Raw genomic sequence first — 13,617 nt, forward strand, 5'->3', positions numbered from 1 at the left:
ATATATTATAACAACTTTTATGTTATTTTTTATCAAAAACAGCATATCGTTAGAAAAAGAACCGTTATTGAATAATAATGATTAATAACAAAGTTAAAAGTTGACAAGGTGCAAATTACGGAACTAAAATCGAGTAGGAGGTAAACACTAATCATAGGTGTTTATCACCTACTCGATTATAGAGAGTCTTCGTGTTTTTCCAATCTACTGTGATAAGTTTTATCTTACTCTTATGCATTTACCATTCAGAACCTCACCTCTAATATCATCTGTCTTGCACAAATACAAGTCATAGCCAATGGCTGTAATATCGCAATATTTTGGAGGAGTAATGACTTTTCCATTTGGTGACAGTTTTATAATTCCATTGTCATCCTGACAGGGACACACGAACAGATGATGACGATACAGGAGGAAGGAAGACTGGACAGGTGGATGGAAGTCAACCTCAAATGGTTGCATGAGACCTTTGGCAAGGAAAATGTTGTATCATGTGTGCTGCACATGGACGAGAAGACTCCACACCTGCATGCCACCATCGTACCCATCGTCACTGCCGAAAGGCAACACCATGAACGAGAGGGAGAGAAGAAGTACAACACCAAGTCTGGGCCACGGCTGTCAGCAGATGACGTGCTCAAACGCGCCAGACTTCATGAGTATCAAAATACATACGCTGCTGCCATGAGTGAGTTCGGCCTAAAGCGTGGCATTGTATGTTCCACTGCCAGACATATTGCCACATCAACCAACTACAAGCAGCAGATGCAACAGTTTGAGGAGAACATCGCCAAGTTGCAGGATGAGGTGGAGAAGATCAAGGAGGGCAAGAGCACAATATTCGCTCTATTTGGTAAAGGCGATCTTGCAAAGGAAAGAAAAGAACTGGCATCAAAAAAACGAGGAACTGGCAAAACTCCGAGTTAAGATTGCAAAACTGGAGGCGGAGAAAGTCTCTCTAAAACAGAAGCATGAATCTGACATCGCCAAACAGAGGAATGCCTATCAGAAAGAAATCGACGCTGCCATCAAGCGTGCGGAAATCGCAGAGCGGAAGGCAACCGAGAAGGATGCTGTCATTGAGAGGCAGAAGAACAGGATTGACGAACTTGACCGTAAGGCCAATCCTCAGCGATACTGGCTATCATTAGGAGCGGACCCCATCGGTCATCGTTTCTTCGGCAACAACTCTTATACCGTCACCCTAAAAATCTGGACCAGGGTTAAGTAGATTGAGCATACCGCTGTAACTTACCTTAGTGACAGCGACAAGCGATTGCACGCCTTCAGCAATAGGGAACTAACAGAACACGAGTTTGTCAACGCCTGTTTCAGTGCTACCGAGCAAGTCTGCGAGATACAATCCCATTTACTAAGTGCTGCCATCGAACTGGCAACAGGCGAAGCCGCAAAACCACACGTAGGCACTGGTGGTGGAGGTTCAACATCAGAATTGCCGTGGAGAGATAAGTACAAGGATAAATACAAACCTATGAAAAAGAGATGACAGTTGTTTGCAAAAAATAAAGATTTCGCTTTGTCAGAATGGAAAGCAACCTTTTCAAAATGAAAGGGTATTACAAGGATGTTGTTTATTTTGTAAAATCATATCTTACTGATTATCTGCGGTTTGTTACCATCCTTAGCTCTTTGGTACTCCATTTGTATATAGTGATGTAAGTATAATAAGTGACATTTATGGATATAAAGCAATACGGGGTAAGTCCCAATATGGAAAAGGAACTCAGCTATCGGTTTATTGCCTATCTGATAGGTTTGCTCTTGGCATTCGAATCGATACTGCTGCTAGCATGCTGCTGCGTGTCCCTGATGTATGGCGGGAGAGATTTGATAGCCTTCGCCGTTTCGTGTTCTGTATGTCTGGCGGCAAGCATCATGCTGTTAGTCTATGGTCGGAAAAAGAAGTCTGCTCCCTCACGCTATGAAGCCTATATCGTGGTGGCTCTTTCCTGGGTGTTTTTCACGGTTTTCGGAATGTTCCCCTACCTGTTGGGCGGCTACATCCCGAATATTACCGACGCTTTCTTTGAGACAATGTCAGGTTTCACCACCACAGGAGCCACCATATTGGACAACATCGAGAGCATGCCTTATGGCATATTATTCTGGAGAAGTCTGACGCAATGGATAGGCGGTTTGGGGATTGTCTGCTTTTCCATAGTTCTCTTGCCTGAGTTCGGTGTCAGCAGTCAGATGCTCTATCTCTCTGAGGCAACGGGAGTGACTCACAACAAGATTTGTCCCAAGACACGTGTCATGGCACGGTATATATTCTTGGTTTATATCTTGTTGACTGTCATCGAGAGCGCACTCTTGAAGGTTGGGGGCATGAGCTTATTTGATGCCGTGTGTCATTCCATGACCACCATAGCCACAGGAGGCTTCTCTACCAAACAGGAAAGCATTGCCTATTGGCATTCTCCGTATATAGAATACGTGGTGTCGTTGTTCATGTTGCTTTCTGCCATCAATTTCTCGCTCTATATTGTTGCCTTAAGGGGAAGTTGGAAACAACTATGGCAAAACGTGGAACTCAGATGGTTCGCCTCCTCCGCAGGTCTGCTTACCCTGATTATCTCGACGGCACTCATCCTGAACAACGGCTATGGCGTGGAGGAAGCATTCCGCAAATCCCTGTTCCAAGTGGCTACTTGTCACACCTCGTGTGGCTTTGCCACTGACGACTACAACCTGTGGCCGTCATTTACATGGATGCTGCTGATTTTTGCGATGCTGTCGGGTGGATGCACAGGGTCAACCAGTGGAGGTATTAAAAATCTCAGAATGATAATAGTCGCCCATTGCATACGCAACCAGTTCCGTCAGATACTGCATCCGCGTGCCGTATTGCCTATAAGAGCTGGTAGTATGTTTGACAATAAGCTGGTGACAATGGTTCTTGTATTCTTCGCCGCCTATATGTCAGTTGCCTTTATCGGCTGGACACTGCTGATGGCATTCGGAGTAGGACTTACAGAAGCCATGAGTACCGTGATTTCTGCAATGGGTAATGTAGGACCTGGGTTAGGCAGCTTCGGTCCTGCCTTCTCATGGGCAGCATTGCCCGATGCCGCCAAATGGATACTCTCATCACTGATGCTCATAGGCAGACTTGAAATTTTCGGTTTCCTTCTCATATTCTACAAATCGACGTGGAGTGGCAGTTGGTCATAGAGAAATATGGTTGCCCCTAAGGGCAATAAATGTATTATAATAAACGCTATATATATATGGAAGAAAATATACAGCAATTTCTTGACCTGATACGACGGTCACATCGGGGACGGTTCAAGATATACATCGGAATGATTGCCGGAGTGGGCAAGACCTTTCGCATGCTTCAGGATGCACGAGAGATGCTACGGTGCGGCACAGATGTACAGATAGGCTATGTGGAGACACATGGTCGGGCAGACACGGTGAGGGCACTGAAAGGACTGCCCGTGATTCCCCGCAAGCGGGTGTTCTACAAAGGCAAGGAGATTGAAGAGATGGATTTAGACGCTATCCTTCAGATTCATCCTGAGATTGTAATTGTTGATGAGTTGGCACACTCCAACGTGGAGGGACAACGCAATGCCAAGCGATGGCAAGATGTGATGGAACTGCTTGATGCCGGTATCAACGTGCTCTCTGCGGTAAACATACAACATATAGAGAGTCTGAAAGATGAGATAAAGGAGATGGTAGGCATCGATGTGAAGGAACGCATTCCAGACCGAGTGTTGCAAGAAGCCGACGAAGTGGTGAACATTGATCTTACGGCCGAAGAGCTTCTGGAACGTCTGAAATCCGGGAAAATATATGCCAAGGACAAGATACAAACAGCCCTTGACCATTTCTTTCAAGCAGGGAATATCCTGCAACTGCGAGAACTGGCACTAAGGGAAGTAGCCTTTCGAGTAGGGAAAAAAGTAGAGGAAGAGGTACTGCCACGAACATATAGGACTAAAGGGATGTCAAGGATTGTGGTATGTGTAAGCAGCAATAGCGAAACACAGCAACATATCATCCGCAAGGCTGCACGAATGGCGGACAGTTTTGACGCTGACCTATTGGCACTATATGTTCAGACACGTGGCGAGAACAACGACCTCATTCCTTTGGACTCACAACGTCATCTGATGAGCCATCTGGAACTGACCATCCAGCTTGGAGGACAAGTACATAAGGTGGTTTCCGACAACATTCCGCAGAGTATATCAGAGTTCTGCCGACAGCAGCATGCCACACTGCTTTGTATGGGACAACCATCATTCTCCTTTCCCCGCTTGCTGATGCGTGCAGGAAGTTATCGGAAATTGTTGTCTGAATTGAAAGAAATGGGCGTAGATTTAATTATTTTCGCATAAAAAATTAAAAGGATATGACTGCAAAAGAAAAACTTACACTCTCAGTGGGTATTCTAGTGTCGCTCATCATCGGTTTGGTGGTGCTTTCCGTCATCAGCCTGCAGATACTCACAGCCACAGAACCTACTTCTCCTGTGGCAGACTATGGTCTGACGAGAGCCTTGACTCTGTTGTTGCTGTTTGGCGGATTGAGCATCGCCGTGGGAGTATGGATGCTTCTGAAATTGCCAGAGTATATCACCCGCCCTTTCCAGGAACTGACCAAAAGCATCAACGAGATTGCCAACCACAACTACGATACTCAGTTGCACCTCCATGGTGGTGAGGCCATGGAGCAGTTATCCACCAATTTCAACCAAATGGCATGCCGTCTGCGTGATTACCACAACTCATCGCTTTCGAAACTGAAGGTGTCAAAACAGTACATAGAGACCATCATCGACTCTATCGACGAACCTATCGTCTGCTTAGACCATAAACTGACACTCTATTTCATCAACAATGAGGCACTCAGCATTCTCAATCTCCGACGTGAGGATGTCGTGGGAAAGTCAGCACAGGAAACAGCCATGCGCAACGACCTGCTGCGCCGACTACTGGTAGGGATGGACAGACATAAGGTACATGAGACCGACGAGAAAAAGACAGAGCCACTGAAAATCTATGCCGACAACAAAGAGAGTTATTTCCAGGTGAAATATCTGCCTGTAAGAATGACAGACCACGAGGGAAGCATAAAAGAAAGCGGTACAGTGATTATGCTGAAAAACATCACCGAGTTTCACAAACTAGATGTGGCAAAGACAACATTCATCTCAACGATATCCCATGAATTGAAAACCCCGATATCAGCCATTCTGATGAGCGAGCAACTGCTTGCCAACAATCGTGTGGGCGGTCTCAACCAAGAGCAAAAAGAATTGTCGGACAGCATCCGTGAGAATGGAGAACGGCTACTCAGCATCACGGGCGAATTGCTCAACATGACACAAGTAGAAAGCGGAGTATTGCAGCTCAAACCTCATATCACAAGGCCAATAGAGCTGATTGATTATGCCATAAAGGCCAACCAAGTACAAGCAGACAAGTTCCATATCAACATAGAGGTGGATTACCCAAAGGAAAAGATAAACAAGCTCTATGTCGATAGCGAGAAAATAGCATGGGTACTGACCAATCTGCTGAGTAATGCTATACGATATTCTTCGGAAAATGACCGGGTGACTATAGGAGCCTTGCAACAGGACGAGCACCACGTAATGCTGTATGTACAGGATTTCGGACGAGGCATAGACCCTCGTTATCATGATAGCATCTTCGAGCGGTATTTCCGTGTACCTGGTACCAAGATACAGGGCAGCGGACTGGGACTTTCCATCTCGCGCGACTTTGTCGAGGCGCATAATGGCACACTTACAGTTGAAAGTGAATTGGGTAAGGGCAGCAAGTTTGTCGTTTCCTTGCCAGTGTAAAAAGATATATAAAAAACTATGAACAAGATACTTATTATTGACGATGAACCAACCATCCGTATGCTCCTCTCACGCATGCTGGAACTGGAAGGTTATGAGGTACTAAAAGCAAAAGACCGTGCCACGGCTATATATACCTTAAAGAACAATGAAGTGCAGGTGGTGCTCTGCGACGTGTTCCTGCCTGATGGCAACGGCGTGGATATGGTGCAGGAACTGCAATTGTTGGCTCCTAAAGCCAAGATAATTCTCCTCACCGCCAACGGCAACATTCCCGACGGCGTGCAGGCCATCAAGAATGGGGCTTTTGACTATATTGTCAAGGGTGATGACAACCGCAAGATTATCCCTATCGTGAGCCGTGCAATAGATGTCATTGCGTCAGAAAATAAGAAAAAGAAGCCAAGTGACACAACGGCAAAATCGCATACGTTTGACACTATTGTAGGAAAATCAACTGCAATCTCTGACGTCCTCCGACAAGCCCAAAAGGTGGCTACAACAGATGTTACCGTGCTCATCAACGGTGAGACCGGTACTGGCAAGGAAGTCTTTGCCCAAGCTATCCACAATGCAAGCCATCGAAGCAGTGAGGCATTTCTTGCTCTTAACTGCTCGGCATTTAGCCGTGAATTGCTGGAAAGTGAGCTTTTCGGCTATAAGGCTGGGGCATTCACTGGTGCTGTGAAGGATAAGAAAGGATTATTGGAGGAAGCCAATCATGGTACGGTGTTTCTCGATGAGATTGGTGAAATGGCGCTTGAGTTGCAGTCGAAGCTACTGCGTGTGCTTGAGACTGGAGAATTTGTGAAAGTTGGCGACACAAAGACTACCCACGTAGATGTGCGCATCCTTTCAGCCACCAACCGCAATCTGAAAGAAGAAATAGCCAATGGGCGATTCCGCGAAGATCTTTATTTCCGTCTTTCCGTGTTTCGCATAGAACTTCCACCATTGCGCCTGCGCAAGGAGGACATACTGCCGCTTGCCCAGCATTTCATTGAGCGTTATGCCAAGCAAATTGGTTGCCCACCCCCTGTGCTGTCTTCCGAAGCAAAGAATTTGTTCTTGTCTTATCCATGGCCAGGTAATGTGCGAGAAATGATGAATTCCGTAGAGCATGCCATCATCGTATGCGAAAGCGAAATCACTAATCATGACCTGCCTATAGACATGCTTTCGGACAATACATCCGCTGTAGCCAATGATTCCTTTGACCTGAAGAGTGTGGAGCGCAACCACATCATCAAGGTTCTCCACCATACTCACGACAACAAGACAGAAACGGCTCGACTGCTCAAAATCGGACTTACCACTCTCTATCGTAAGATTGAAGAATATGGGATAACCGTATAAATGCTCCACACTGTCATTCCCGCCCTTCCAAAGTGAATGTGTTTATTTCATTTTGGAAGGGTTTTTATTTGCTACATTTTCAATCTTTATCTTTGTATGATATTGATACACAGTATAATATATGATTAAAAACATATTTGGCACATCCATTGCGATACATAAGGTGACAACGATTTCGTTAAGCCATATGAACAAAGTCGAGTTTACTCGAGCTTTGCCATGGCGAGAAATCGCACTTTTAAAAACATTTATGTATAACTTTTAAAAACAAAAAGAAAATGGATTTGTTTACAATCGGTTTCGCAATTTGCTTGTTGAGCGGCATAGGCTGCTTCTGGCTATTCTTCAAATGTATCGACTGGTTCGAGAAAGTCTAAAAAGGAGGTAGAGATTATGTACACAACATTATTTATCATCAGCTTGGTGGTTTTTGCGTACCTAATGTACGTACTCATCAAGCCCGAAAAATTCTAAATGACGTATGAATACGGAAGTTTTGGGAGTAATCCTACAGATTGTCCTTATGGTGGGACTCGCCTGGCCACTTGGCAAGTATATTGCCCGAGTGTATAAAGGCGAACGAACGTACCTCGACTTCATGAAGCCGGTGGAACGCCTTATGTATAAGTTGAGCGGTGTGAATCCCGACGAGGAGATGGACTGGAAGAAGTTTCTCCGTGCACTGCTTGTGGTGAACCTCTTCTGGTTTGTGTGGGGTATGGTGCTCTTGGTAGCACAAGGAGTATTGCCTCTCAACCCCGACGGCAACATCGGACAGACATGCCACCAGGCTTTCAATACCTGTATCTCGTTTATGGTTAACTGCAACCTGCAGCACTACAGCGGTGAGAGCGGTCTGACTTATTTCACGCAGCTCTTTGTCATCATGCTCTTCCAATTCATCACAGCCGCTACAGGTATGGCAGCAATGGCTGGTATCATGAAGGGTTTGGCGGCAAAAACAACGCAGACTATTGGTAACTTCTGGCGTTATCTGGTGTTGAGCACTACCCGCATCTTATTGCCATTGTCTTTAGTTGTAGGTATGATTCTGATAGTGGAAGGTACACCCATGGGCTTCGACGGAAAGATGGAGCTGACCACCCTTGAAGGTCAGAAACAGGAGGTGTCGCAAGGCCCTACGGCAGCCATCGTGTCCATCAAACAACTTGGAACGAATGGTGGCGGTTATTTCGGCGTGAATTCATCGCATCCGCTTGAGAACCCCACTTACCTTACAAATATAGTAGAGTGTTGTAGTATCCTGATTATCCCGATGGCTTTGGCTTTTGCATTCGGCTTCTATCTGAAACGCCGCAAGTTGGGCTATAGCATCTTTGGAGTGATGCTCTTTGCCTATCTTGTGGGTGTGGGCATCAACATGTATCAGGAGATGAACGGCAATCCACGGATAGGTGCCATGGGGATTGCACAGAATGGAGGAGCTATGGAAGGCAAGGAAGTGCGCATAGGTTCGGCCGCTGGTGCATTGTGGAGTGTCACTACCACTGTCACCTCCAATGGCTCGGTCAACTCAATGCACGACTCCACCATGCCATTGTCGGGAATGATAGAGATGCTGAATATGCAGATAAACACTTGGTTTGGCGGTGTTGGTGTTGGCTGGATGAACTATTTTACCTTCCTTATCATTGCAGTGTTCATCAGTGGACTGATGGTGGGACGAACTCCTGAATTCTTAGGGCATAAGGTGGAGGCACGCGAGATGAAGATAGCCTCGATGGTAGCTTTGCTCCATCCGTTTATTATTCTCGTTGGCACTGCATTGGCGGCATACCTCTTCGTTCATGCTCCTGAGTTCGTTGCAAGTGAGGGTGGATGGCTCAACAATCCCGGCTATCACGGACTGAGCGAGATGCTTTACGAATACACATCGTCGGCCGCCAATAATGGTTCCGGCTTTGAGGGCTTGGGTGACAACACCTGGTTCTGGAACTATTCGTGTGGCATAGTGCTTATCCTTGGACGTTTTGTGCCCATCGTAGGTCAGGTGGCAATAGCTGGTATTCTTGCTAAGAAAAAATATATTCCCGAAAGTGCAGGAACGCTGAAAACTGATACCGTTACATTCGGTGTGATGACCTTTGCCGTCATCTTCATCGTGGCAGCCTTGTCGTTCTTCCCCGTACATGCACTAAGTACAATCGCTGAACACTTAACATTGTAAGTTATGAACAATCTATTTGAAAAAGAACTTGTTATAGCGAGCATCAAACAGTCGTTTGTGAAGCTCGACCCGAGGCAGATGATAAAGAACCCCATTATGTTCACGGTGGAGATTTGCACTGCCGTTATGCTGCCCGTGACCATCTATTCGGCGTTTAGCAGCGAGCAAGGCTCGTTTGCCTACAACGCATGGGTTTTGCTTATCCTCTTCGTCACCCTGCTGTTTGCCAACTTTGCCGAGGCCATAGCCGAAGCACGTGGTAAGGCTCAGGCTGACAGCCTACGCAAGACGCGCGAGGAGACGCCAGCAAAGCTGTATGTGAACGGTAATATCAAAACCGTCAGCAGTTCTTCTCTGAAGAAGGGCGACGAGTTTGTGTGCGATGCCGGCGATGTTATTCCTGCCGATGGTGAGATTGTCGAGGGACTTGCCTCCATCGACGAGAGTGCTATCACAGGTGAGTCTGCCCCAGTCATCCGCGAAGCCGGTGGCGATAAGAGCAGTGTCACTGGTGGTACAAAAGTGCTTAGCGACCATATCCGTGTGGTTGTCACTACGCAACCTGGCGAGAGTTTCCTCGACAAGATGATAGCCCTCGTGGAGGGTGCATCACGTCAGAAGACCCCTAACGAGATTGCACTTACCATTCTGTTGGCAGTGTTCACATTGGTGTTCTTGATAGTCTGCGTCACTTTAAAGCCCTTTGCCGACTATACGGGTACAGTGATCACCATAGCCTCGTTCCTCTCATTATTCGTTTGCCTGATACCAACAACCATCGGCGGCCTACTTTCTGCCATCGGTATTGCCGGTATGGATCGTGCGCTGCGTGCCAATGTCATCACTAAAAGCGGTAAGGCTGTGGAGACAGCGGGGGACGTGGATACGCTGTTGCTTGACAAGACAGGAACCATCACCATTGGCAACCGTAAGGCCACTGCGTTCTATCCTGCCGAAGGGGTGGATAAGGCCGAATTTGAACAGGCATGCCTCCTTTCCTCAATTGCCGACGATACTCCCGAGGGAAAGTCAATAGTAGAGTTTGGACGAAACGACGGATTCAGGATGAGGGCATTGCATACCGAGGGTGCCCACATGATAAAGTTTACTGCCGAGACGAAGTCGTCGGGCATCGTGTTGAAGGACAGCACAGAGATTCGCAAGGGAGCCTTCGAAACCATGCGTCATATTACCGAGGATGCCGGCTACACCTTTCCCGAGCATATCTCTTGTCTCGTGACAGCCATAACTGGCAATGGCGGTACACCTCTTGTTGTGACTGTCAACAAAAAAGTTGTTGGAGTCATCGAACTACAGGACATAATTAAACAAGGAATCCGTGAGCGTTTTGAGCGTCTGCATAAGATGGGTGTGAAGACAGTTATGGTGACTGGTGACAATCCACTGACTGCCAAATATATCGCAGAGAAAGCTGGAGTGGATGATTTCATTGCCGAGGCTAAGCCAGAAGACAAAATGAACTATATTAAAGCAGAGCAGAAGAACGGCAAACTCGTTGCCATGATGGGCGACGGCACCAACGATGCTCCAGCATTGGCACAGGCCGACGTGGGTGTGGCCATGAACAGCGGTACTCAAGCGGCCAAGGAGGCTAGTAATATGGTAGATCTTGACAACGACCCGACAAAGCTCATTGAGATCGTTGAGATTGGCAAGCAATTGCTCATGACACGTGGCACACTCACCACCTTCTCCATCGCCAACGATGTGGCGAAATACTTTGCCATTGTGCCTGCCCTCTTCATGGTATCCATACCAGAACTTGCAGCTCTGAACGTCATGAATCTTCATTCTCCCGAGAGTGCCATTCTCTCGGCCGTCATCTTCAACGCCATCATCATCCCGCTGCTCATCCCCTTGGCATTGCGTGGCGTGAAGTACAAGCCGATAGGGGCAAGCGCTTTGCTCCGACGCAATCTGCTGATATTCGGAGTGGGAGGTATCATTGCTCCATTTGTGGGTATCAAACTGATTGATTTAATCGTAGGTTTATTCTTTTAATTGAAATACAGATATGAAAAATTTTATAGTAGCTTTCAGGCTAACGATGGTATTGTGCATGTTCCTGTACCTCGGTTATGTAATGGTATTATGGATTTTTGGCAAAGTGGCAGGTCCGGGAAATGGTAATGCCGAAGTTGTGGAAGTGGATGGCAAAGTGGTAGGTGTAGCCAACGTAGGGCAGTACTTCACCAAAGACATATATTTTTGGGGACGACCCTCGTGTGCAGGCGATGGATATGATGCTGCCAACTCGTGTGGCAGCAACAAGGGAGCTACGAATCCCGAATATCTTGTCGAAGTGGAGACACGTATAGACTCTTTCCTGATACATCATCCATACCTTGAGCGCAAGGACGTGCCGGCTGAAATGGTGACGGCGAGCGGTTCGGGACTCGACCCCGACATCACTCCGCAGTCAGCTCGGGTGCAGGTGAAACGAGTAGCTGCCGCAAGGCATCTCGATGAAAAGCAAGTTGCAACATTGGTTGAGAAATCCATTGAACGTCCGTTGCTTGGCCTATTCGGTCCTGCAAAGGTAAATGTATTGAAACTGAATGTAGCTCTTGATAAACTTAAACCAATCTTGATTTCACAAAAATGATGAAGATAAAAATTATTTTCGCATCTATTTTGGGAGCGGTCATGACCTTATCGTCAGCCGCTTCCGCACAAGACAAAGTAACCGTGAATGGCAACATTGACTTGGTAAATAACTACGTATGGCGTGGAATGGACCAGAACTCCGGCTTTTCGGTGCAGCCTAGTCTTGGCTTGTCGTACAAAGGATTGTCCCTGTCGGCATGGTGTAGTCAGAGTCTGACAAATAATGCTGACCGCGACGTTCAAGAACTGGACATTAATCTATCTTACTCCATTGGTGGATTATCAGCCACATTGACAGATTATTGGTGGGGCGGATTGCATAATCCTTACGGTTACTACAAGCAAGGTCCAACAGACAATCCCATAGATGGAGGCCATCACTTTGAGGCGACTGTTGCTTACAACTTCAGCACTAAACTGCCTCTTACTCTCAGTTGGTCAACATGGTTTGCCGGAGCCGATATGCGTACGGACAGCGACAAGCGTTGCTGTTCAACTTACATCAATGCGTCATACGACATCGCTTGCCCGGCCGAAGTGACATTGACGCCATCAATTGGCTTTACACCATGGAAAGGCTACTATAACGGCAAGGCCGCAATAACCGATGTATCGCTGAAAGCATCGAAGAGTTTTGGAATATCTGGTAAATTCTCGATACCACTCTTTGTTCAAGCAATAGTCTCACCCACCAACGACCATGTCTATCTCGTTGCCGGTGCAGGTATAGGATTTTGATGTGCCCGAAATTATGACGACCGTGCCATAATCATCATCGACTATGGCATGGTCTCCTAATGTCTTGACTGATGGAAGAAAGTTGTTACGTTTACTTGATGGAGCTTGTCTATAATAACATCAAGCCAGAGGCGATATGCCCCAGAAGGGCATAACACATAACCAAGTGTAAATGAAAGTTAATTTAAAAACATTGGAGAAGCAACAAACTTTGTGCATTCCTATTAGTTTTGGGAAATTAAATTTATAAGTAGAACAAGATGATTTGTAATGGGAGTAATTTGGTATCAAAGCATTCTCATTATGATATCTTACTTCTTATTATCAGTTAGTTAAGTGCGAAGTTTAGGTTCAAGTGTGGAATCGTCCTATTGTCTATTCCACGAACTGAGGCTCTTCCAACTGCCTATCAAAGTTGAACAGACAACGTCAGAGCCCACGTCGATATGAAAATCATTACCGTAAAGAGACCTATATAATACATTAGACTGCGCCAAAATGGTACAATCCATGCTTACAAGGTCTCCACGGGATTGAAATAATCACACCCGGGACATCTACCGTTGCCACGTTGAAGACCAAAATTACTGTGAACTTGCTATATTTACAGAGAGTCCTAAACACAGCGTCGATAAACGCCTTCCATTATGTCTGGATTGTCTTCACACCCAAAGCCCACTTTCGTATAGATATGTCATGGTTAACTTCACTACACTCAGCACGGCGTAGGCTGCCGACTCGGTTATCATGAAAGAACTCGTCTTACAGCGACAACTGAGGTCTGTCGCTATACAATCCGACTGCAAAATACGAAAATTTATTGAGAAAAGACAAGAAATGGTAGAAAATATAAATACTATAA

The 13,617-nt window shown here is 46.3% G+C and carries 12 protein-coding genes; 11 read left to right on the top strand and 1 reads right to left on the bottom strand.

Going from position 1 to position 13,617, the window contains the following annotated elements; all coding sequences use genetic code 11:
• Positions 1-396: 396 nt before the first annotated feature.
• The 11 genes from mobV to HMPREF0671_RS10560 all read left to right on the top strand — a co-directional run bounded on the left by mobV (position 397) and on the right by HMPREF0671_RS10560 (position 12,755).
• Positions 397-927, top strand: a complete 531-nt coding sequence (gene mobV / locus HMPREF0671_RS10515) for a MobV family relaxase (RefSeq protein ID WP_036900367.1) — start codon at positions 397-399, stop codon at positions 925-927.
• Positions 866-1,231 (top strand): hypothetical protein, encoded by a 366-nt coding sequence (locus tag HMPREF0671_RS12570; protein WP_229039389.1) that lies wholly within the window; start codon positions 866-868, stop codon positions 1,229-1,231. The genes mobV and HMPREF0671_RS12570 overlap by 62 nt, the downstream gene beginning before the upstream one ends.
• Positions 1,232-1,698: 467 nt before the next feature.
• The gene (locus HMPREF0671_RS10525; protein WP_036900369.1) at positions 1,699-3,195 is read left to right on the top strand and encodes a TrkH family potassium uptake protein; all 1,497 of its coding nucleotides are present in this window, start codon (positions 1,699-1,701) and stop codon (positions 3,193-3,195) included.
• A gap of 56 nt (positions 3,196-3,251) precedes the next feature.
• Positions 3,252-4,373 (top strand): universal stress protein, encoded by a 1,122-nt coding sequence (locus tag HMPREF0671_RS10530; RefSeq protein ID WP_004347510.1) that lies wholly within the window; start codon positions 3,252-3,254, stop codon positions 4,371-4,373.
• 14 nt (positions 4,374-4,387) lie between these two features.
• Positions 4,388-5,845: an ATP-binding protein gene (locus HMPREF0671_RS10535; protein WP_004347511.1), complete on the top strand. Its 1,458-nt coding sequence runs from the start codon at positions 4,388-4,390 to the stop codon at positions 5,843-5,845.
• A gap of 18 nt (positions 5,846-5,863) precedes the next feature.
• The gene (locus HMPREF0671_RS10540; protein WP_036900371.1) at positions 5,864-7,201 is read left to right on the top strand and encodes a sigma-54 dependent transcriptional regulator; all 1,338 of its coding nucleotides are present in this window, start codon (positions 5,864-5,866) and stop codon (positions 7,199-7,201) included.
• A gap of 393 nt (positions 7,202-7,594) precedes the next feature.
• Positions 7,595-7,675, top strand: a complete 81-nt coding sequence (locus HMPREF0671_RS12100; protein ID WP_004347514.1) for a potassium-transporting ATPase subunit F — start codon at positions 7,595-7,597, stop codon at positions 7,673-7,675.
• A 7-nt stretch (positions 7,676-7,682) separates the two neighbouring features.
• Positions 7,683-9,389 carry a potassium-transporting ATPase subunit KdpA gene (gene kdpA / locus HMPREF0671_RS10545; RefSeq protein WP_004356059.1) on the top strand — a complete coding sequence of 569 codons (1,707 nt, stop codon included), beginning with the start codon at positions 7,683-7,685 and terminating at the stop codon, positions 9,387-9,389.
• Between the two features lie 3 nt (positions 9,390-9,392).
• Positions 9,393-11,411, top strand: coding sequence for a potassium-transporting ATPase subunit KdpB (gene kdpB / locus HMPREF0671_RS10550; RefSeq protein WP_036900372.1), 2,019 nt, complete (start codon positions 9,393-9,395; stop codon positions 11,409-11,411).
• A 13-nt stretch (positions 11,412-11,424) separates the two neighbouring features.
• Complete coding sequence (locus HMPREF0671_RS10555) at positions 11,425-12,015, top strand: K(+)-transporting ATPase subunit C (RefSeq protein WP_036900373.1); 591 nt, start codon at positions 11,425-11,427, stop codon at positions 12,013-12,015.
• Positions 12,012-12,755: a TorF family putative porin gene (locus HMPREF0671_RS10560; RefSeq protein WP_007175196.1), complete on the top strand. Its 744-nt coding sequence runs from the start codon at positions 12,012-12,014 to the stop codon at positions 12,753-12,755. The genes HMPREF0671_RS10555 and HMPREF0671_RS10560 overlap by 4 nt, the downstream gene beginning before the upstream one ends.
• Positions 12,756-13,417: 662 nt before the next feature.
• On the opposite strand, the gene HMPREF0671_RS12575 is transcribed toward HMPREF0671_RS10560, so the two are convergent.
• On the bottom strand, positions 13,418-13,617 hold a 200-nt coding region (locus HMPREF0671_RS12575; protein WP_232223204.1), incomplete at its 5' end, for a hypothetical protein.

The organism is Prevotella sp. S7 MS 2, assembly GCF_000762865.1.
Lineage (GTDB): Bacteria > Bacteroidota > Bacteroidia > Bacteroidales > Bacteroidaceae > Prevotella.

What these genes read in the sequence shown, in the direction of transcription:
- HMPREF0671_RS12100 (WP_004347514.1), top strand. Translation starts at nt 7,595, where the DNA reads ATGTACACAACATTATTTATCATCAGCTTGGTGGTTTTTGCGTACCTA.
- kdpB (WP_036900372.1), top strand. Translation starts at nt 9,393, where the DNA reads ATGAACAATCTATTTGAAAAAGAACTTGTTATAGCGAGCATCAAACAG.
- HMPREF0671_RS10530 (WP_004347510.1), top strand. Translation starts at nt 3,252, where the DNA reads ATGGAAGAAAATATACAGCAATTTCTTGACCTGATACGACGGTCACAT.
- HMPREF0671_RS10525 (WP_036900369.1), top strand. Translation starts at nt 1,699, where the DNA reads ATGGATATAAAGCAATACGGGGTAAGTCCCAATATGGAAAAGGAACTC.
- mobV (WP_036900367.1), top strand. Translation starts at nt 397, where the DNA reads ATGATGACGATACAGGAGGAAGGAAGACTGGACAGGTGGATGGAAGTC.
- HMPREF0671_RS10560 (WP_007175196.1), top strand. Translation starts at nt 12,012, where the DNA reads ATGATGAAGATAAAAATTATTTTCGCATCTATTTTGGGAGCGGTCATG.
- HMPREF0671_RS10535 (WP_004347511.1), top strand. Translation starts at nt 4,388, where the DNA reads ATGACTGCAAAAGAAAAACTTACACTCTCAGTGGGTATTCTAGTGTCG.
- HMPREF0671_RS10540 (WP_036900371.1), top strand. Translation starts at nt 5,864, where the DNA reads ATGAACAAGATACTTATTATTGACGATGAACCAACCATCCGTATGCTC.
- kdpA (WP_004356059.1), top strand. Translation starts at nt 7,683, where the DNA reads ATGAATACGGAAGTTTTGGGAGTAATCCTACAGATTGTCCTTATGGTG.
- HMPREF0671_RS10555 (WP_036900373.1), top strand. Translation starts at nt 11,425, where the DNA reads ATGAAAAATTTTATAGTAGCTTTCAGGCTAACGATGGTATTGTGCATG.